This window comes from Halorubrum sp. LN27 (assembly GCF_016635065.1).
Lineage (GTDB): Archaea > Halobacteriota > Halobacteria > Halobacteriales > Haloferacaceae > Halorubrum > Halorubrum salipaludis.
Genome location: NZ_JAEPET010000001.1, coordinates 953,251 through 972,283, shown reverse-complemented (window position 1 = coordinate 972,283; position 19,033 = coordinate 953,251). Strand labels below are relative to the sequence as shown.

19 protein-coding genes are annotated in these 19,033 nt (G+C 70.5%); 11 read left to right on the top strand and 8 right to left on the bottom strand.

The window, feature by feature from the left end:
- Positions 1 to 42: 42 nt before the first annotated feature.
- The 3 genes from JIN95_RS04780 (at position 43) to JIN95_RS04770 (ending at position 2,182) form a co-directional block, all read left to right on the top strand.
- Complete coding sequence (locus JIN95_RS04780) at positions 43 to 900, top strand: TatD family hydrolase (protein ID WP_200530660.1); 858 nt, start codon at positions 43 to 45, stop codon at positions 898 to 900.
- 132 nt (positions 901 to 1,032) lie between these two features.
- Positions 1,033 to 1,614: a DUF2150 family protein gene (locus tag JIN95_RS04775; protein WP_095637765.1), complete on the top strand. Its 582-nt coding sequence runs from the start codon at positions 1,033 to 1,035 to the stop codon at positions 1,612 to 1,614.
- A gap of 85 nt (positions 1,615 to 1,699) precedes the next feature.
- A complete protein-coding gene (locus JIN95_RS04770) occupies positions 1,700 to 2,182 on the top strand; it encodes a DUF456 domain-containing protein (protein WP_200530659.1) in 483 nt (160 codons plus the stop codon).
- Between the two features lie 11 nt (positions 2,183 to 2,193).
- On the opposite strand, the gene JIN95_RS04765 is transcribed toward JIN95_RS04770, so the two are convergent.
- From JIN95_RS04765 to JIN95_RS04750, 4 genes are all read right to left on the bottom strand, one after another.
- Complete coding sequence (locus JIN95_RS04765) at positions 2,194 to 3,009, bottom strand: DUF63 family protein (protein WP_200530658.1); 816 nt, start codon at positions 3,007 to 3,009, stop codon at positions 2,194 to 2,196.
- Positions 3,009 to 3,458, bottom strand: coding sequence for a universal stress protein (locus JIN95_RS04760; protein ID WP_095637762.1), 450 nt, complete (start codon positions 3,456 to 3,458; stop codon positions 3,009 to 3,011). Before JIN95_RS04760 ends, JIN95_RS04765 begins: the two co-directional genes overlap by 1 nt.
- Positions 3,459 to 3,543: 85 nt before the next feature.
- Positions 3,544 to 4,464, bottom strand: a complete 921-nt coding sequence (locus JIN95_RS04755) for a Dam family site-specific DNA-(adenine-N6)-methyltransferase (RefSeq protein ID WP_200530657.1) — start codon at positions 4,462 to 4,464, stop codon at positions 3,544 to 3,546.
- Between the two features lie 86 nt (positions 4,465 to 4,550).
- Complete coding sequence (locus JIN95_RS04750) at positions 4,551 to 4,853, bottom strand: hypothetical protein (protein WP_200530656.1); 303 nt, start codon at positions 4,851 to 4,853, stop codon at positions 4,551 to 4,553.
- A 298-nt stretch (positions 4,854 to 5,151) separates the two neighbouring features.
- Between JIN95_RS04750 and JIN95_RS04745 the strand changes: the two genes are divergently transcribed.
- Positions 5,152 to 5,421: a hypothetical protein gene (locus tag JIN95_RS04745; RefSeq protein ID WP_095637759.1), complete on the top strand. Its 270-nt coding sequence runs from the start codon at positions 5,152 to 5,154 to the stop codon at positions 5,419 to 5,421.
- Between the two features lie 637 nt (positions 5,422 to 6,058).
- Here JIN95_RS04745 and JIN95_RS04740 read toward each other — a convergent pair.
- Positions 6,059 to 6,610 (bottom strand): hypothetical protein, encoded by a 552-nt coding sequence (locus JIN95_RS04740; protein ID WP_095637758.1) that lies wholly within the window; start codon positions 6,608 to 6,610, stop codon positions 6,059 to 6,061.
- A gap of 180 nt (positions 6,611 to 6,790) precedes the next feature.
- Here JIN95_RS04740 and JIN95_RS04735 point away from each other — a divergent pair, with 180 nt between their 5' ends.
- The gene (locus tag JIN95_RS04735) at positions 6,791 to 9,487 is read left to right on the top strand and encodes an AAA domain-containing protein (RefSeq protein ID WP_200530655.1); all 2,697 of its coding nucleotides are present in this window, start codon (positions 6,791 to 6,793) and stop codon (positions 9,485 to 9,487) included.
- Positions 9,488 to 9,979: 492 nt separating this feature from the next.
- On the opposite strand, the gene JIN95_RS04730 is transcribed toward JIN95_RS04735, so the two are convergent.
- On the bottom strand, positions 9,980 to 11,026 hold the full coding sequence (locus tag JIN95_RS04730; RefSeq protein ID WP_200530654.1) for a phosphoribosylaminoimidazolesuccinocarboxamide synthase: 1,047 nt from the start codon (positions 11,024 to 11,026) through the stop codon (positions 9,980 to 9,982).
- A 205-nt stretch (positions 11,027 to 11,231) separates the two neighbouring features.
- Here JIN95_RS04730 and JIN95_RS04725 point away from each other — a divergent pair, with 205 nt between their 5' ends.
- Complete coding sequence (locus tag JIN95_RS04725) at positions 11,232 to 11,846, top strand: tRNA (cytidine(56)-2'-O)-methyltransferase (protein ID WP_200530653.1); 615 nt, start codon at positions 11,232 to 11,234, stop codon at positions 11,844 to 11,846.
- 6 nt (positions 11,847 to 11,852) lie between these two features.
- Here JIN95_RS04725 and JIN95_RS04720 read toward each other — a convergent pair whose 3' ends face one another.
- Positions 11,853 to 13,349 carry an ATPase domain-containing protein gene (locus JIN95_RS04720; protein WP_095637754.1) on the bottom strand — a complete coding sequence of 499 codons (1,497 nt, stop codon included), beginning with the start codon at positions 13,347 to 13,349 and terminating at the stop codon, positions 11,853 to 11,855.
- A gap of 74 nt (positions 13,350 to 13,423) precedes the next feature.
- Here JIN95_RS04720 and JIN95_RS04715 point away from each other — a divergent pair, with 74 nt between their 5' ends.
- Positions 13,424 to 14,905, top strand: coding sequence for a PAS domain-containing protein (locus JIN95_RS04715; protein WP_200530652.1), 1,482 nt, complete (start codon positions 13,424 to 13,426; stop codon positions 14,903 to 14,905).
- Positions 14,906 to 14,929: 24 nt separating this feature from the next.
- Here JIN95_RS04715 and JIN95_RS04710 read toward each other — a convergent pair whose 3' ends face one another.
- Positions 14,930 to 16,027: a hypothetical protein gene (locus tag JIN95_RS04710; RefSeq protein ID WP_234699158.1), complete on the bottom strand. Its 1,098-nt coding sequence runs from the start codon at positions 16,025 to 16,027 to the stop codon at positions 14,930 to 14,932.
- A gap of 171 nt (positions 16,028 to 16,198) precedes the next feature.
- On the opposite strand from JIN95_RS04710, the gene JIN95_RS04705 reads away from it, so the two are divergent.
- The 4 genes from JIN95_RS04705 (at position 16,199) to JIN95_RS04690 (ending at position 18,952) form a co-directional block, all read left to right on the top strand.
- Positions 16,199 to 16,723 carry a transcription factor gene (locus tag JIN95_RS04705; RefSeq protein WP_095637752.1) on the top strand — a complete coding sequence of 175 codons (525 nt, stop codon included), beginning with the start codon at positions 16,199 to 16,201 and terminating at the stop codon, positions 16,721 to 16,723.
- Positions 16,723 to 17,418: a DUF2110 family protein gene (locus tag JIN95_RS04700; protein ID WP_200530651.1), complete on the top strand. Its 696-nt coding sequence runs from the start codon at positions 16,723 to 16,725 to the stop codon at positions 17,416 to 17,418. Before JIN95_RS04705 ends, JIN95_RS04700 begins: the two co-directional genes overlap by 1 nt.
- 4 nt (positions 17,419 to 17,422) lie before the next feature.
- Positions 17,423 to 18,187: a DUF5803 family protein gene (locus tag JIN95_RS04695; protein ID WP_200530650.1), complete on the top strand. Its 765-nt coding sequence runs from the start codon at positions 17,423 to 17,425 to the stop codon at positions 18,185 to 18,187.
- A gap of 69 nt (positions 18,188 to 18,256) precedes the next feature.
- Positions 18,257 to 18,952, top strand: a complete 696-nt coding sequence (locus JIN95_RS04690; protein WP_200530649.1) for a molybdopterin-binding protein — start codon at positions 18,257 to 18,259, stop codon at positions 18,950 to 18,952.
- Positions 18,953 to 19,033 lie beyond the last annotated feature (81 nt).

Here is a 19,033-nt window from a genome sequence, read left to right as displayed (position 1 = left end):
GCAGTCGCTGTTTATAACCGTCGCCCGGCCCCTCCCTCACTCATGACCGACGACCTCGACACGCCGGTGCTCGACAACCACCTCCACCTCGATCCGCGTCACGGCCGCGGGATCGACGCGGTCGAGGACTTCGTCCGGCTCGGCGGCACCCACCTGCTCGTGGTGAACAAGCCGTCGTGGCACCTCGGCGTCGAGCCCGAGGAGCCGGCCGACTTCCGGCCCGTCTTCGAGGAGACGCTCGACGCGGTCGCGGCCGCGAACGAGATCCTTCCGGGGCGCGCGTGGCCGGTGCTCGGCGTCCATCCCGGCCTTATCAGTCGGCTCGTCGACGAGCGCGACTTCGCACCCGCAGACGCCCGCGATCTGATGCGGGGAGGGCTGGAGGTCGCGAGCGAGTTCGTCGCCGACGGCGACGCGCTCGCGCTCAAGTCGGGGCGCCCGCACTACGACGTGAGCGACGCGGTCTGGGACGCCTCGAACGCCGTGACGCGGCGCGCGTTCGAGCTGGGCGCCGCCTTGGAGTGCGCCGTCCAGCTGCACACCGAGGCGAGCGAGGACCTGACCGACCTCGCGGCGGTCGCCGAGGAGTCCGGGCTCGATCCGGCGAACGTCGTGAAACACTACGCCGAGGGGCGGCTCGCGGGGCCGACTCCGAGCGTGATGAGCGAGAAGGACCGGCTGGAGCGCGCGGCGGAGGCGGGGGAGCCGTTCCTGATGGAGACCGACTTCGTCGACGACCCCGAGAAGCCGGGGATGGTGCTCGGCCCGAAGACGGTCCCCCGCCGCGTCCGCTGGCTGCTGGAGGAGGGATACGACGACGCGGTCCGCACCGCTCACGTCGAGACCCCCCGCGCGGTCTACGGGATCGACACCGAGGCGACGCTGGCTCGGGACGCCTGAGCGCGACCCGAGTGTGCCCTGAGCGCGACGCCTGAACGCGACGCCCGAATCCCGCCGTCGAGCGGGTGAGACGCCCTCTCTCGCGACGATCGATAGGAAAGGCATTTGAGTAGTCCGGGCGACGTACGGGACATGACCGACGACGACGCCGTGGAGACGTTCTATACCGACGAACGGTGGCAGAACTGGCTCGACAGGCTCGAAGAGGAGGATTTAGACCCCGAAAACGAGGACTCCGCGCGGCTCCTCTTAAACCTGCAGGACGACGCCGCGATCGCGATCGTGAAGGTGCTTGCGGCGCTCGACGACGGGCGCATCGACGAGGACCGCGCGGTCGAGGAGATCCACACCGTGCGCGACATCGTGCTCGCCGACGTGGCGTTCGACGACGAGGACAAGGTCATGCTGATCGACGGCGTCCAGACCTCGCTCGTCCCCGTCTTCTACGCGGCCGAGGAGTACGTCGTGGGCGGCGTCGTCGACGGCGACGTGAGCGAGTTCGTGCGCGCGGCCGCCGACGCCGAGGCCGAGGACGACCTCGACGCGGCGCTCGGCTACGTCGTGCAGGCCGGCACCCGGATCATCGACGGCGAGGCCCTCGACATCGACCTCGTCGAGGACTTAGAGTACGGGCTCGTCTCCGAGTGGGTCAACGGGCTCGACTCGCTGCAGTCGGCCATCGAAGACCCGGAAGTCGTCGAGGAAGAGGACTGAGACCGCCGGCCGTGAACGGCCACGGCGACCGATGACGGACTCGTCCGGAGTGAACCGTTTTGAACTCGCGTGACGAACCCCCGGCATGGCCGTCTCCGCCGCCGGAATAGCGATCGTGTTGCTGGTCGTGTGGACGGCCAGCTCGTTCGTCCCCTTCGTGCCGAGCGGCGTCCTCGCGGCGCTGACCGTCCTCGGCTACGCGTACACCACCGGCTTCACCGAGCCGGGCCTCGCGGTCCTACTCGCGCTCGTTCTCGCCTCGCTTTTGGCCTCCGCGGCGGAGCTGTTGTCTGGACTCGTCTCCGGGAAACTCGGCGGCGCCTCGACGCGGACCGTCGTCGTCGGGACGCTGGCGGGGATCGGGTTGCTGTTCGTGATCGGTCCGATCGGTTTCGTCGTCGGCCTGGGCGGCACCGTCTTTCTCGCGGGGCTCTACGAGAACGCCGGCGAGCCGCGCGATGCCGTCCGACAGTCGATCTACGCGGTGATCGGTGCCCTCGCCAGCTCGGTCGTACAGGCGGTCATACTGGCTGGCGTCACCGCCGCGTTTGCGCTCGCGGTTCTGTGACTCGTCGGCTGTCACCCGGCGATCGCGAACAGCAGCAGGTTGTGGGCCGCGGGACCGAGCCCGACGGCGGCCACGAACCCGAGCAGGAGGTAGCCCTCCGCCGGCGTCTCGCGGACGTACTCGGCGAACAGCCAGACGACGGCGCTCGCGACCGCGAGCTTCACGAGCAGGAACAGCCACCCTTCGCCGAGGACCGGGAGCGACGGGAGGCCGCCGAGCTCCAGCAGGATCCGGGAGACGGGCGTGCGCTCGCCGAAGCCGAGCTGGGCCGTCCCCACCGCGGTCGAAACGCCGTCGAGCGCGTGGCCGAAGACGGCGAGGGCGCCGACGCCGCCGGTGATCGCGGTCTCGGGGCGGAGCCGCGTCAGGCCGACCCAGACGGCGCCGGCGATCGGGACCGTGAGCGCGAGCGCGACCGTCGACCAGCGGGCGCCCTCTGACGAGAGTCCGGTCGATACCGCGACCGCGACCACCGGGGCGAGGCAGAGCGCGCCGGCGAGCGCGAGGCTCTCCGACACCCGGTCCGGGCGGACGGCGTCGGCGGCGAGCCACGCCGCGCCCGCCAGCGCCCCCACCGTGAGGTAGACGGTCGGCGAGCCGGCGAGGGGGGAGAGCAGGGGCGGGAGCGCGTCGACGACGTAGAGGACGTGCGCCGCCGAGCCGAGCGCCATCCACGGGGCGAGCGCGAGGACGCGCCGGCCGGTGACCCGCGGGCGCCGCCGGCGGAGCGCGACCGCGACGGCCCCGGCCGCGAGGAGCACGCCGACGAGGTACGGGGCCGGGGGGAGGGTCGTTCCCGCGGGAAGGAAGGGGAGGCCGCCGGCCATCAGACGGACAGCACGGGCTGGCTGGCGTACAGGAGGACGTACTCGGCGGCCTTCCCGAGCACCTCGCCGGGGTCGCCGGAGACGGGCTCGCGCGGGACGACGACGAAGTCCGAGTCGAGCTCCTCCGCGGTGTCGAGGACGACGCTGCCCGGATGAACCGTCTTCACTTTCGTGGAGAACCCGTAGGCGATGGAGTTGCTGTGGGGGACGCCCGCGGCCTCCGCGCGCCGGGCCACGGAGTCGGTGAACGCCTCGGTGTCGTCGGCCACGTCGCTCTCGTCGACCACGCCGTGGTCGATCGCGCGGACCACGTCCTCGTCGAGCACGTACAGGGCGTGGACGCTCGCGCCGTACTCGGCGGCGAGCGCGATCGCGTAGTCGACCGCCTCGTGGGACTCCTCGCTGCCGTCCACAGACACGAGGACGAGGTCGATGTCGAGATCGGTCATACCGGAGTCGTCGGCGGGGGAGGGCAAAAAGCCCGCCCTCTGCGGTCGGTCCCGAGCCGCGTCGCCGGTGCGGAAATTCCCCGCCTCAGAACTCCGCGAGGTCGCGTTGTCCGGCCTCGCGGCGCTCCGCCGGCGGGACGTTGGTCGCGACGATCTCGTCGACCTCGTCGCGGTTCCCCGCGTCGCTGTTGATCGCACGGGTCGCGCCCTCGAGTTCGACGCGGAACCCCGCGTCCGCGTACGGCTCGTACATCACGCCGCTGTTCGAGAGGACGACCCACGCGCCCGCCTCGTCGAGCTCGGCGGCGACGTCGAGCAGCCGGCGCTGGTCCTCGCGGTCGAACCCCTCGGCGCTGTACTCGTTGAAGCTCGCGGTCGCGCTCATCGGCTCGTAGGGGGGATCAAAGTAGACCAGATCCCCCGGCTCCGCGGCGTCGAGGACGTACCCGAAGTCGCCGTTCCGGACCGTCGCGTCCGCGAGCGCGTCGCTCGCCCGCCGGATCCGGTCGCGCTGGACCCAGTCCGGGTTCGCGTACCGGCCGACGGGGACGTTGAACCCGCCGTCGGCATTCTCGCGGTAGAGCCCGTTGTAGCAGGTGCGGTTGAGGTACAGGAGGAGCGCGGCCTCCTCCAGCGGGTCGAACTCCCCCTCGTACGGGCGCCTGTTGAACCGCGCGCGCTGCTGGTAGTAGTAGCTCTCCACGGCGCGACCGCGGGCCGTCTCCTCGGCGTACGGGAGGTCCGGGTCCGGGTCGGCGCCGGGGTCGTCGAACGACTCCAGCCGCTCGATCAGCGCCTCGGGGTCGTCGCGGACCCGCTCGTAGAAGTTCACCAGCCGCGGGTTCGCGTCGTTCACCGTCGCGTCCGGCGGTTCGAGGTCGAAGAACACGGCGCCGCCGCCGAGGAACGGCTCGTGGTAGCGGCCGTACGCCGACGGGAACCGGGCGTACAGCTCGTCGAGGAGCTGCCGCTTCCCGCCGGCCCACTTCAGTATCGGCTCGGCCATGCGATGTCTGGGCTCGCCCGCCGCGGCGTATAAACGTCTCGGGCGCGCTCCACGAGGCTCGGAGGCCGGTCCGGGCGCTGCCGGACTCAGTCGTCGGCGACTCCCCCGTCCGGGTCCGGGAGGTCGGCGACGTGTTCGGCCGCCTCCTCGAAGTTCGGCCCGGGCTCGATCGTCCCCTCCTCCCGGTCCCACTCGATGTACCCGGCCTCCTCGAGGGCCGGGAGGTGGCTCTCGCGGAGCTCGGCGGCGATCTCGTCGGCACGGCCGCGGACCTGTAGGTCAGCGACCGTCTCGACCGTTCCGTCGGCGAGTCCGGCGACGACGCGGCGGCACTCCGCCGTCGCGACCGTCTCCGTTCGTGCGGACGGGGTCTCGTCTATCGTTGACATGGGCTGTTCGTATCTGCACAACGGTTCGTGTCGGAATAAAAGTACGGGTGCGGGCGTCGACCGGGAGGATCGGCCCCCGCGTCGGCGGCAGTCGCACCGTTCGGGGCGTCACGCCGAATTCGGCGGTAGTTGCTAGATATGTGATGGGTGTACGAACGAATAACATGGTAACAGTTACACCGCATTAACGACCGTTTTAGACCGTCTATTGGAATGTCCCGTGTGAACTTTTCTCAAAACATATTTGCAATATGAAAGGTTTTTACGCCCCGGTATCGTACGGATCGATATGCAACCAATGAAACACGGACTCTCGGCCGGCGGTCGGTCGCCGGGGCCCAACGTTTCGCCCGACGGCAGCGTTCGCGCCTCGTTCGCGTTCCTCGCGCTCATCGGTCTCGCGGTCTTCGTGGCCGCCTTCCCCCTCGTCTCGCTCGCCCTTCTGACGGGCGTCGTCGCGCTCGCGGTCCTCGCGCGCTCGCTCGCTCGGCACGTCGACCGCGAGGCGGTCGGTCGCGTCAGTCTCCCCGGCCTGGGCACGGTCGAGTACCGCTTCACGCGGAGCTAACGACGCGACTCGACGGCAGTCCGACCGGACGACACCCCGTTTTTCCGCCCTCGTGCGATCCGATTTTTCCGGACGAGAACGCGCCCGAAACGGCTCGCCACCGCGATCCCTGATTGAGATCGGGAGTAAGTCTCGCAAACTGGCTGTTCGGTTGTTTATAAGTCGGATTGTGGTGGTGCTGACGAGTGTTTATAAGTGATCGATGTGTCTGCGGTGAAGACCTCCAAAGCCCCAGCCGCGAGGGGAGCTTACGCTCGCTGCGCTCCTCGGTCGCTCGTTTCACTCGCTCTCTGCGGTGCTTAGCGTCGCCTAAGCTCCCCTCGCGGCTGCCCCTTTGAGTCCCACCCACACCGCAACCGCAGCCTCACGCCTCCCCAGCCTCGTCGCTGGCGCCTTATAAGGCGCCAGCGACTCCCTCGCACGCGCTCCTCACGGCCACCGGTGGCGGCCGTTCGGAGGCGCGCGCCACCGCGTCGTCATTTATAAGCGATCGTCGTCGCTCTTGGCTGTTTAAATACCGTCTCGCCGCTACCGATCTGCAACACTCACTCCCGCTATCGATCACGGAGACGCGTTTCGCGGTCCGCTGATTCCTGTCCCGCGTCTGCAAAACGACCGACGGAGCCGGCAGACGGGATCAGTGGAAGCCGCGGTCCACGTCGTCGTCGTCGATCAGGTCCTCGAGCTCGGCGGAGAGGAGCTCCTCGGCCTCCTCGAAGGTGTCCGAGAGATCGTCGAGCTCGTCCGGGCGCCCGTCGAACTCGTAGTCCATCGGGCCGAACGCGGGCGAGTCGACCGCCTCCATCACGTCTTCGAAGAGGTGGTCGGGGTCGGTCGGCGCCTCCGCGTGGACCTTCAAGGTCTCTCGGAGCCGGGTCGCCATGTCCTCCGCCTCGTCCTCGTCCTCCGGCGCCGACTGCACCGCGAACCGGCCGGCCGATTCCTCGTCCGGGAGCAGGGGGTCGAGCTCGTCGTCGACGCTGCGGGCGATCTTCGCGCCCACGCCGCGGAGGTCGCGGGGGTTCTTCGCGTACGTCTTGAGGTGGTAGACGCCGACGCTCGGGTGGCCGAAGTAGAGGTCCTCGCCGAGGCCCTCGCGCCTGGACCCGGCGACCGCGCGCCACCCGTCGGGGTCGGTCGAGTCGCTCGCGACGTCGGCGAGGATGTCGTCCCAGTCTCGCACGCGCATGTCGGTCGTAGGTAGCGGAGGCGACCGCATGAGCGTGTCGGTGGCGGCGGACCGCGCGGGGACCGCGGGGGACCGACCTCACGGGGGCCGAGCGCGAAGCGGCCGGGCGCGCGGAGCCCCGACGCGGCCCGCGACCGCTCCCACCGACAGCGTTTTTCGAGACCGCCGCCGATGACGGCCGTGAACGTTCGGGGGCCGATCCTCTCCGTCGGGGAGGCGCGGACGGTGTCGACGTCGTACGGGGACCGCGAGCTCCGCGAGATCCGGATCCGGCCCGACCGCGGCGCGGGCGACGCGGTCGACGTGACGCTGTGGGGGAAGTGGACCGAGACCGCCGAGCACGCCGAGCCGGGGATGGAGCTGCTGGTCACCGACGCCGAGGAGGACGAGTTCGGCGGCGAGACGGGGTACGCCACCACCGGCGACTCGTGGGTCGTGCTCGAGCCCGACTTCCTCGTCGACGTGACCGGGATCCGGTCGTGGGTGCAGTGCCCGCGGATGTACTACCTGAACAAGCTCTCCGGGATCCCGCTCAACTACCCCGTCGTCAAGGGGACCGTCGTCCACGAGGTGTTCGGCGACCTGCTCCGCGGGATGGAGCTGGAGGCGTCGGTCGCTGACCGCGTCGAAGAGGCGGGCCTCGAACTCGGCCTGCTCGGGTACGAGCCCGAGGAGGTTGCCGACGAGGTGCGCCGGAACGCGGCCGCGATCGAGGGGTGGCTCTCGCAGGGGACCCTGACCGACGAGGACACGTGGCGGTCGGAGTTCACCCTCATCTCGCCGACGTTCGGCCTGAAGGGCCGGGCCGACGCCCTCCGGCGCGGGACCCCCGTCGAGCTGAAGACCGGGAAGAACACGAAGCGGGAGCCGCGCTTCCACGACAAGATCCAGGCGGCCTGCTACGCGCTCATGTTAGAGGAGCGCGGCGTCGACCCCGACATCGGAACCCTGCTGTACACGAAGAACACCGCCCTGGACCGAAACGAGGAGTCCGGCGACCTCGCGCCGGCCAAGGAGTTCTCCGTGGGCCGGGGGTTACTGGAGTTCGTCGTCCGCGAGCGCAACGCCCTCGCCGCGATGGAGTGGCGCGCGCTCGACGGCTCCGGGGAGCGCCCGACCGTCCCGACGGGGTACGAGGCCGACGCCAAGTGCGAGTACTGCTTCGAGCAGGACACCTGCATGGTCGTTTCCGGCCGCCTCGACCAGGAGTCGAAGGCGGGGTCGGTCGGGACGCCGGTCCCCGACGAGGAGCGCGACTACTTCGACCGGTTCTACGTCGCCCTCGAAGAGGAGCGCCGCGAGACCCACGCCGAGTACCGGAAGCTGTGGGAGCAGACCCCCGAGGAGCGCGCCGCGGACGACCGCGCGCTCATCGACCTCGAACCCGTCTCGCAGACCGAGATCGGCGACGCCCGGTGGGAGCTCCGGGCGCGCAAGCCGGACGACGCCGTCTCCAAGCTCCGCGAGGGCGACGTGGCGCTCGCGAGCGACGGCGAACCCGTCACCGGTCACGGCGAGCTCGGTCGCATCACCGCGCTCGACGGCGACGAGGTTGTCGTCGAGACCGACGAGCCGGTCGAGCTCCGGCGACTCGACGTGTACCCCTCGGAGATCTCCGTCGACCGCTCGCTCACCGCGCTCCACGACGCGATCCTGAAGGGGAGCGAACGGCGCAAGGACGTGCTGTTCGGGCGTCGGGAGCCCGAGTTCCGGGACCCTGATGACCGCCCCGAAGACGCCCCGGACGCCTACATCGACAACAACGAGGCGCAGAACGAGGCCGTGGAGCTCGCCGTCGACGCCGAGGACTGCGCGCTGATCCACGGCCCGCCGGGCACCGGGAAGACGTACACCATCGCCCGGACGATCCGCGCGCTGGTCGCCGAGGGGAACCGGGTGTTGCTCTCGGCGTTCACGAACCGAGCGGTCGACAACGCCCTCGAGGCCCTCCGGGATCAGGGCTTCGACGACGTGCTCCGCGTCGGCAGCGAGACCGGCGTCCGCGGCGACATGCAGGACGTGCGGCTCGTCCAGCGCGGCGATCCGAACGCGAAGGCCGCCGAGTTGCGGGACGCGCCGGTCGTCGCCGCCACCACCGCGGCCTGCGGCTCCCGCGTCCTCCGCGAGTGCGAGTTCGACGTGGCGCTGGTCGACGAGGCCTCACAGCTCACTGAGCCGGGCACCCACGCCGCGATCAACCGCGCGGACCGGTTCGTGCTCGTGGGCGACCACGAGCAGCTCCCGCCGGTCGTCCGCGCCGAAAACGACTTACAGACCTCGCTGTTCCAGCGGCTCATCGAGGCGTACCCCGACGCGAGCGTCATGCTCGACCGCCAGTACCGGATGAGCCAGCGCATCCAGGCGTTCGCTTCCGCGGAGTTCTACGACGGCGCGCTCCGCCCGGCGACCCCCGAGGTGGCGGGACAGACGCTCCGCGACCTCGGCGTCGACCCCGCCGACCTCCCCGCGGGGCTCGCGGGCGGGGTGAGCTTCGTCGACCCGGACGGGAGCCGCGACGGCAACCGCAACGTCCGGGAGGCCGCGCGCGTCGCGGAGGTCGTCGACGCCTACGTGGCCGCGGGCGTCGACCCGGACGACATCGGCGTGATCGCCCCGTTCCGCGCGCAGGTCGCCGAGATCGGTCGGCGAACACCCGTCACCGTCGACACGGTCGACCGCTTCCAAGGCTCCTCGAAGGAGGTGATCGTCGTCTCGCTGGTCGCGACGGGCGACCTCGACGGGCCGATCTTCGAGGACCACCGCCGGATGAACGTCGCGCTCACCCGGGCGAAAAAGCAGCTGACGCTGGTCGGCGACGCCGACGCGCTCGGCTCGGACCCCTTCTACGCGCGGATGCTCGACTGGGCGCGGCGGTGACGCGGTTGTCGGCCTGACTCGTTCAAAGTGGAGACCGATCGCGCTGATCGCTTATAATCCGGTGCGGTGGCGCGCGCCTCCGAGCGCCCTTCGGGCGCGAGGAGCACGCGCGAGGGACGCGGCGACCGAAGGGAGCCGCGAGGCTGGGGAGGCGTGAGGTGCTGTGCGGTTGCGGGTGGGTGGGACTCAAAGGGGCAGCCGCGAGGCGGGCAGAGGCGACGTAAGCACCACAACGAGGGAGCGAACGGAGTGAGCGACCGAGTGAGGAGCGCAGCGAGCGTCTGCCCGCCTCGCGGCTGGGGCTTTGGAGGTCCTCGCCGTCGATCTAGAGTCAACCACTTATAAGCGAGCGGCTGGGGCTTTGGAGGTGTTCACCGCCGGTTCGTGGTCGAGTATTTATAAGCGAGCGGCTGGGTCTTTGGAAGCGTTCACGGTCGATCCAGAGTCAACCACTTATAAGCGGTTCTCCCCGCCGTCAGCGGTCGCGTTCTCTTATAACTCGTTGACCGCGTCCAGCGCCGCCTCGATGTCGGGCACGTCGAACCACTCGCGGTCGGTGTAGGCGTTCGTCCCGGCCGCGTACAGCTCCGAGACCGCGTCGACGACCTCGTCGGGGAGGGGGTCGGGGTCGCGCTCGCAGAGCTCGCGCCAGTCGTCGATATCGCGCTCGGCGACGGCCGCCTTCGCCTCTTTCACGGCCTCGACCCACGCCGGGTCGTTCGCCTTGTACCACTGCCGGACGACCTCCTTCGAGATCCCCCGCCCGCCGTAGGAGAACCGGTTCTCGTCGAAGGTGCCGACCACGTCGGCGACCCGCAGTTCGCCGTCGACGTACAGGCACTCGATCTTCCCGTCTTCGTGGACGAAGCCGGCGGCCCCGGCGCGCTCGGTGACGACGCGGTTCACGTCGCGCGCGAGCGATTCGAGGGCGTCGATCGCGGCGACGCCCGCGATCCGGTCGGCCTCCTCGCGGGTCAGGTAGCGGTCCTGTTGCTCGTACTTCGTCGAGAACTCCACGACCGGCTCGGGGAGGTCGACCGGCTCGTCGGGCCAGTCGCCGTCCGGACCGGCGAGGTCGTCGAGCCCGAAGTCGGCGGGGTCGGTGCGGCGCCGGAGGCTGGACCCGATCGGTACCCGGTTCCGGAAGACGACTTCGAGGGGGACGAGGTAGTTCTCGCCGCCCGCGGCGTGGAAGGCGTCGTAGTCGTAGCCCGCCTCGGGGCCGTCGTACGGGAGGTCGGGCACCTGCGTCAGGTCGATGGCCATCTCGGTCGGCGGGGCGGTCGCGTCGGCGAGGGGGACGATCTCACTCGTGTCGGGATCCGCGACGCCGCGGTAGTGGGTCGGGACCCCCTCGTCTTCCAGCAGTTCGAAGTTGAACGCGCCCATCGCACAGAGGCTCGCCCCCTTGCGCGGGATCGCGTCCGGCATCTGCCCCCAGTCGAACACCGAGTAGGCGTCCGTGAAGACGAACCGGCCGCGGCCGAGCGAGTCGGCGGTCGCGGGCGCGTCGACGCGGAACTCCTTGACGCTCGTCATACCTCACCCGGCGACCGCCTCCCCCATGAATCTTTCACTTACGTGGTCACCTCGATCCGGTTTTGATGAGAACGATCCACGGTCGTGAGTACACTCGTCGGCGCGGTCGGGGTCGGTCATTGTTGGAGTCGGTTGCGGCCGGAGCCGGACGCGATCGACGACTCTGCATCGAAAGGACCACGCCGCTCGCGGGCGCATCGCCGGTATGCACGATGCGCGCGAGGTCGTCGTCCTCCGGTACGGTCACCGGCCGGGACGCGACGACCGCATGACGACGCACGTCGGGCTCACGGCCCGAGCGCTCGGCGCCGACCGGGTGATCTTCCCCGACAACGCCGGGCAGTCGGCGGAGACGGTGCGGGACATCACCGACCGGTTCGGCGGCCCCTTCGCGGTCGAACTCCGCGACGACCAGAAGGCGATCGTCCGGCACTGGGAGGGGACCGTCGTCCACCTCACCATGTACGGCGAGCGCGTCCAGGACGTGGAGGGAGACGTCCGCGAGTCGGTCCGCGGCGGCGACGACCTCCTGATCGTCGTCGGCGGCGAGAAGGTGCCGTGGGCGCTGTACGAGCGCGCCGACTTCAACGTGGGCGTGACGAACCAGCCGCACTCCGAGGTCGCCGGGCTCGCCGTGTTCCTCGACCGGCTGTTCGAGGGGGCGGAGCTGGACCGCGAGTGGGAGGACGCCGACCGCCGCGTCGTCCCCGAGGCGACCGGGAAGACGGTCATCGACGCGGACGACGGCGAGGAGGGAGGCGGTGTCGACGGGGACGGGGGACACGGTGCCGACGGCGACGAGGCGTCCCGACCCGACTGATCCCCGCTACGACTCCCCGTCGTCGAGCCACCCGCCCGACGGTCGGTTGCGGTCCGGATCGACCATCTCCGGCGTCCCGCTGAGGACGCCTCGCATCCCCGACAGCGGCTCGCCGACGGCGATCCCGTCGGCGGTGATCCGGAACTCGCGGATCGTCCGCTCGTAGTCGCTCATGCGCTTTTTCAGCACGCCGATCGCCTTCCGGAGCTCGCCGTCCACCTCCAGGTGTCGCAGGAAGACGATGTTGTCGGCGAGGTAGCTCACGTTCTCCATCGTCGCCCGGAACTCGCCCGTGATGTCGCGCGTCTCGTCGACGAATATCGTCGTCACGCCCATGTTCTTGAGGTAGCGGCCGAGCGCGTGGAGCTGCTGGAGCACCTGATCGCGCTCCCCGTGGAGGGTCAGCCGGTAGCCCGCGATCCCGTCGACCATGACGATGTCGGCGCCGCGCTCTTCGACCTCCGTCCGGACCATCCGCGCGAACTCCTGTGGCGACCGCTCTAACGCCTCGACCTCCTCGACGCGGAGCGTCCCCGCTTCGATCATCTCGTCGACCGAGATGTTCACCGACCGCGCCCGCGTGCGGAACGTCTCCTCGCTCTCCTCGAACAGGTAGATGACGGAGCGCTCGCCGCGATCGGCCGCCGCCTTCATGAACTGGGTGCTGAGCGTCGTCTTCCCCACGCCGGTGGGCCCGCTCACGATGCTGACCGTCCCCCGTTCGATCCCGCCGTTCAGCAGGTCGTCGATCTCCGGGACGCCGGAGGAGGCCTGTTCGAACGTGGCGTCCCTCGCGTGAGCGCCGGGCTGTAACGCCGGGTACACCTCCATTCCCTCGGCGGTGATCCGATAGGCGTGCTCGCCGCCCTGGGTCGCCGACCCGCGGAACTTCGGCACGTCGATCGTCTTGCCGTACTCCGCGGTGGCAAGCCGGATCGTCCCGTCCGTGATGAACTCGAGGTCGTCCGTCGGCAGCGACTCGGTGTTCTGAACGGTGAAAAGCACCGTCGCCTCCCGGTCCTTCAGGAAGCGCATGAACCCGACCACCTGCTTCCGGAACTGGTAGTCGTCCGACAGCAGGAACCGGAGCTGCGTCAGCGGGTCGACGACGACCCGGTCGGGGTCGACGGCGGTCACGCCCTCGATGATCTTCTCGGTCAGCGGCTCCCGCTCGACCTCGGAAGGCTCGAACACCTCGTAGGAGTCGTCCTCGACGAACACGTCCGCGCTCGGGCTCAGATCGAGGAACTCGATGGCGTCGGTGTCGAAGCCGAGCGCCGCCGCGTTCGCCTTCAGGTCGCGGGCGTCCTCCTCGAGGTTGATGAAAAGCGCCGTCTCCCCCTCGTCGACGCCCCGCTGGAGGAAGTGGAAGCTCAAGATCGTCTTCCCGCTGCCGGCCTGACCGCGGACCATGTAGCTCCGCTCCGGGACGAGCCCCCCCGAGAGGATCTCGTCGAGGCCCGCGACACCGGTCGAGGCGCGATCGGTGAGTGGCGTTGACATACGGTCCCTTCCGACCCCGGGGTAGTTAATGAATGGGTAGCTCTTAGTAACCGCGCGGTCTCCTTCTAGGAGACATGGCCCTAGGCCCCGCGGGCATCTCTTCCGACGCCCCGTCCGGTGAACCGCCGGACACGGACGAGGACCCCCGCGTCCTGCTGTTCATGCGGCCGGGGCGCGACCGCGATCTGGTGGCCGAGGCGCTCGGCGACCGCTTTCGGGTCGATTCGACGACCGACGCGGCGGCGCTCGACTCGGCGTTCGACTGCTGCGTCCTCGACGCCGAGGCGTTCGAGCGCGTCGGGAGCGCGATCGGGCCGCGCCGGGAGCGCGCGGCCCCCGCCTTCCTCCCGTTCGTGCTCCTCGCGGGCGGTGACGCCCGAAAGGCGACGGAGGGCGCGTGGGACCGCGTCGACGACGTCGTCGAGCTCCCGGTGCGCAAGCGGGCGCTCCGAGCCCGGATCGGGAACCTCGTCGATCGGCGGCGCACCTCCCTCAGGCTCGCCGACCGCGAGCGGCGGCTGGCGGCCACGGTCGAGGAACTCCGACAGAAGGAGCGCGCGATGGACGAGGCCCCGGTCGGGATCTCGCTCGCGGAGCCGGGGACGGGGAACAACCCGCTGACCTACGTCAACGAAGAGTTCGAGCGGCTCACCGGGTACGGACCGGAGATCCTGGGGAAGGACTGTCGCTTCCTCCAGGGGGAGGACACGGACCCGGAGACGACCGCGGCGATTCGCGAGGCGATCGACGACGAGCGACCGGTCTCCGTCGACGTCCTGAACTACCGCGCGAGCGGCCAGAAGTTCTGGAACCGGCTCACCGTCGCGCCGATCCGGGACGAGAACGGCGACGTGATCCGGTTCGTCGGCTTCCAGACGGACATCACGGACCGGAAGATCCGCGAGCGGCGGCTGGAGGTGATGGGGCGGGTGCTCAACCACAACCTCCGGAACAAGATGAACCTCATCGAGGGGTACACCGAGCTGCTGCGGAGCGACCCCGCCGAGGAGCAGCGGCGGAAGGCGCTCGACGTGATCGGCGAGACGACCGACGACCTGATGCGGATCGCGGAGGCGGTGCGGAAGATCGACCACACGCTTTCGAGCCCGGAGTCGGACGACGCCGGGGTCAGCCTCCGCGACCGGCTGTCCGAGCTGCTGAGCCAGATGACCGACCAGTACCCGGACGCGACGTTCCACCTGTCGCTCCCGGACGACGACCCGCTCGAAGTGAGCGTCGTCGGCCTCCAGACGGCGATCGAGGAGGGCGTGGAGAACGCGGTCAAGCACAACGACGCTCCGGAGCCGACGGTCTGGATACGGGCCGAGCGCGGAGCGGAAGGCTGGATCGAGATCGAGATTGAAGACGACGGGCCGGGGATCCCGGAACACGAGACCCACGTGCTCGAACGGGGAGAGACCTCGCTGAAGCACGCCGACCGGCTCGGGATCTGGCTGATGTACTGGGTCGTGAGCAAGGCCGGCGGGGAGTTCTCGGTGGACTCCTCCGAGACGGGCGGAACGGTCCTCCGTATCTCCGTCCCGACGCGGCCCTGATCGCGACGGGCGAGGGCGCCGCGATCAGAGCGCCCGCTTCGACCGGAGCCGCGCGAGCCGCGTCCGCGCCTCCTGTCGGCTCGTCCCCCGGACGCGGCCCGTCTCGGCGTCCGCCATCGAGACGAGCGAGAGCCGGTCGAGGAGGGGCGGCCAGTCGGCGGCGCCCGCGGCGTCGCTGGCGAACGCGACCGCGTTGCCGAGCCCGTCGCGCTCGGCGGTCCCGAGCCGCGCGACCGCCCCGTCCGCGTCGCGGCGCCCGCCGGCGACGTAGAGCCGGTCGCCGACGGCGGTCGGGAGCCACGCCGGCAGGAGCAGGACCCAGAGCGCGACGCCCGCGACCGCGTACGCCCACGACGGGATCCGGTCGCGCTCCGGCTCGTACCCGTGGATCCGGTTGACGCGGCGATCCGCCGCCGTGCGCTCGCCGCGGCGCCCGACGAGCAGGGTCGCGAGGAGCGCGACCGTCTCGACCGCCGCGAGCGCCGGGAGCAGCGCGGTCGCGACAAGCGCCTCCCGGGTCCGGAGCCGGACGAGCGCGTGCCGGAGGGCGGCGTCGCGGTCGGCCTTCGGCAGCGAGAGCAGGCGGGTCGAGACGACGAGCCGGGCGCCGCGGTACCCGTCCGCGACCGCGACGTTGGCGGCGTCGGCGCGCACGACCGTCACCGCCGGGGCGTCGACGCCCACCTCGTCCGCGAGGGTCGCGACGCGGTCGGCGACGAAGTCGGCGGGGCGGTCGTCGAGGTCGGCCTCCGGGAGCCGCGCGATCCGGCGGTCGACGACGATCGGACCGAGGAGCGCGGAGCCGCCGAGACCGACGGCGACGGCGGCGAGGAGCCCCCCGATCGCCCCCGGACCGGCGAGGCCGAGGCCGGCGGGTCCGAGGAGCGCGGCGGCGGGGACCAGCGGGAGGGCGGCGAGCAGGACGGGGACGGAGAGCAGCGCGAGCGCGCCGACGGCCCGGCGGACGCGCACGCCGATCCCGGGAGAGCTGGACGCGACTTCCCGATCGGACGCGACTTCCCGATCGGACGCGACTTCCCGATCGGACGCGACTTCCCGCTCCGACGCGGCCTCCTCCTCCGACTCGTCGATTTCCGCTCCGGTGTCGCCGGTCGGTGCCATACGACCGTGTGGTGTCACACGTCGGGTAAAGCTTTGCCGGAGGCCATCGCGGTCGGCGGTCGCGGTCGGGGGTCGGCACGTCCGTCTGCGACCGCGGGCGGCGTCGACCGCGGACGGCGGTGACCGCTCCTTCCGGAGCTTTTAACCCGGTTCCACCACCAGTTTCACGTAATGGCTTTTGAGGATCTACTGAACGACCCCGTCATCCAGAAGTACCTCCACGAGCTGGTGGGGCCGACGGGGATGCCGGTCGCGGCCGCGCCGCCCGACGGTGAGGTCACCGACGAGGAGCTGGCGGAGGAGCTCGGACTGGAGCTCAACGACGTCCGACGCGCGCTGTTCATCCTGTACGAGAACGACCTCGCCACCTACCGCCGGGTGCGCGACGAGGACTCGGGGTGGCTCACGTACCTCTGGACGTTCCACTACGACAACATCCCGGAGAACCTCGAAGAGGAGATGTATCGCCTGCTCGACGCGTTAGAGGAGCGGGAGGAGTACGAGCGCACCCACGAGTTCTACCTCTGTGAGGTGTGTTCGATCCGCTTCGAGTTCGGCGAGGCGATGGACTTCGGCTTCGAGTGCCCGGAGTGCGGGTCCCCGCTGGAGTCGATGGACAACGACCGGCTCCGCGAGGCGATGGGCCAGCGCGTCGAGGAGCTCCGTGACGAACTCAACGCGGACGTGACGGGCTGATGGTCGTCCTCGCAACCAAGTGCTACGTCGAGGGCGACGCCCGCGACCGCGCGCTCGACGGCATGAACTCGCTCGTCGCCAACGACATCGGCGAGCTCGACGTCGACTGGCACGTCGGCGTCCGCGACGACGACTTCGTGCAGGTGGACGTGAGCGGCGAGGACGCCGCGGTCGCCCGCAACGTCCTCGCGGAGACGTGGGGCGAGATCGTCGCCCACGACGAGGGGCTGACGGCCGGCGAGGAGTACGTCGGGACCCTCGAATCGTGGGACGACGACGGCTTCGTCCTCGACGCCGGCGTCGACGTGCGGATCCCGGCCGACGAGATCGGCCTCGGCAGGGGGTCACCGGAGCAGGTCGTCGAGCGGTTCGGGCTGGTCCAGCACCTCCCCGTGCGGTTCGTCTACGGCGGCGACGTGGGCGACCCCGATTCGGAGCCGAGCCGGCTGGCGGACGCCGAGCGCGACCGCCTCTACGACTGGCAGCGCGGCGACGGCCGGCTCAACGTCAACTCGGCGACCCGCGGCGAGGTCCGGGCGACCGTGAATCGCGCCGGCCACGCGCAGGACATCGTCACCGTCGAGCGGCTGGGCCTGTTGGAGCAGTCCGTCGTCTGCACCGAGGACACCGACCCGCCGGGGCTGCTGGCCGCGATCGGCTCGTACCTCCCGGCCGAGATGCGCTGCGTCGTCTGAACCCGTGAACCGACGTTTCGCCCTCGCGATCGCCGTCGTCGCGCTGCTCGCCGTCAGCGCCGGCTGTCTCACCTACGTCAACGACGGAGGCGAGGTCGCGAACGAGACGCTCGACGCCGAGCCGCCCCACGCGTACGACTTCGCGACCGACCGCGACGCCGAGGTCAACCTCTCGACGGGGACGCGGTACACCGTGGTGTACAACGTCTCCGGCGTCGACGAGATACGCTTCTACCGGCAGACCCCCTACGCGGGCGACCAGCCCTTCGAGTTCGACGCGTTCCGGTACCAGTACCCCGACGGCGAGGTGATCGACGGGAGCGAGTTCCGCGCCCGCGGCGGCGAAATCGAGCGCACTCCCGACGAGACGTGGGTCCGGTTCGGCGACGACATGGAGGGCGGACGGATGGCCATCTCGGCGTCCGGCTCGCCCCGCCGGTTCACCACGCTCACCTACGTCGAAGGGTCGTACGCGGTGACGCTCCCGCCCGGGTTCAGCACCGACGTGCCGATCGTCGGGCACGTGTCGCCGCGCGACCACGAGATCGAGACGGTCGACGGCCGCGACCGGATCACGTGGGACTCGGTCACCAGCGGGTCGGTCGTGGTCCAGTCGTACCGCGAGACCGACCTGCTCGTCTTCGGGGTGATCCTCGCGATCGCCGCGGTCGCCGCGGTCGTCGGGACGATGTACTTCCGGCGGCAGCTGGAGGAGCTCCGGGAGCGGCGCCGGCAGCTGGGGCTCGGCGTGTACGAGGACGACGAGTAGTCGGCGGTCGCCGCGACCCCCTCCTCCCGGACTGGGGCCCTTTTTCAGTGCGCGACGCCTTGTGCGGGTATGGACGCCGCAATCGTCACCGTCGGGGACGAGCTCCTCGTCGGTGACACCGAGAACACGAACGCGACGTGGCTCTGCGGCCGGCTCGCCGACCGCGGCGTGACGGTCCGGCGGGTGACCGTCGTCCCGGACGAGGTCGCCGAGATCGCGCGCGTCGTCAACGAGTACCACGCCGAGTACGACGCCGTGATCGTCACCGGCGGGCTCGGGCCGACCCACGACGACGTGACGATGGAGGCGGTCGCGGCCGCGTTCGGGCGCGACCTCGCCGCCAACGACGAGGCCGCGGCGTGGCTCGCGGAGCGGGGGTACAGCGCGGACGACCTGGTCGCCGAGACGACGCACCTCCCGGTCGGCTGTCGGCCGCTCCCCAACGAGGAGGGGGTCGCGCCCGGCGCCGTCGTCGAGTCGGCGTACGTCCTGCCGGGCGTCCCGGCGGAGATGGAGGCGATGTTCGAGTCGGTCGTCGAGGAGTTCGAGGGGACCCCGACCCACACCGTCGTCGTCGACGTCGACGAGCCGGAGAGCGCGCTGTTAGAGCGGTTCACGGAGCTCCAGGAGGCGTTCGACGTGAGCGTCGGGTCGTACCCCGGCGAGAGCGTGCGGGTGAAGATCACGGCGGCGACCGCCGACGAGGCGGAGCGCGCCGCCGACTGGGTGCGGGAGCGGTCGGTGCTGGTCGAGTCGGAGGAGTAGCGGTATCAGCGGTAGCGGTATCAGCGGTAGAGATACGCGAGCCACACCGCGGTGACCACGAGGCTCGCGACGAGCACGGCG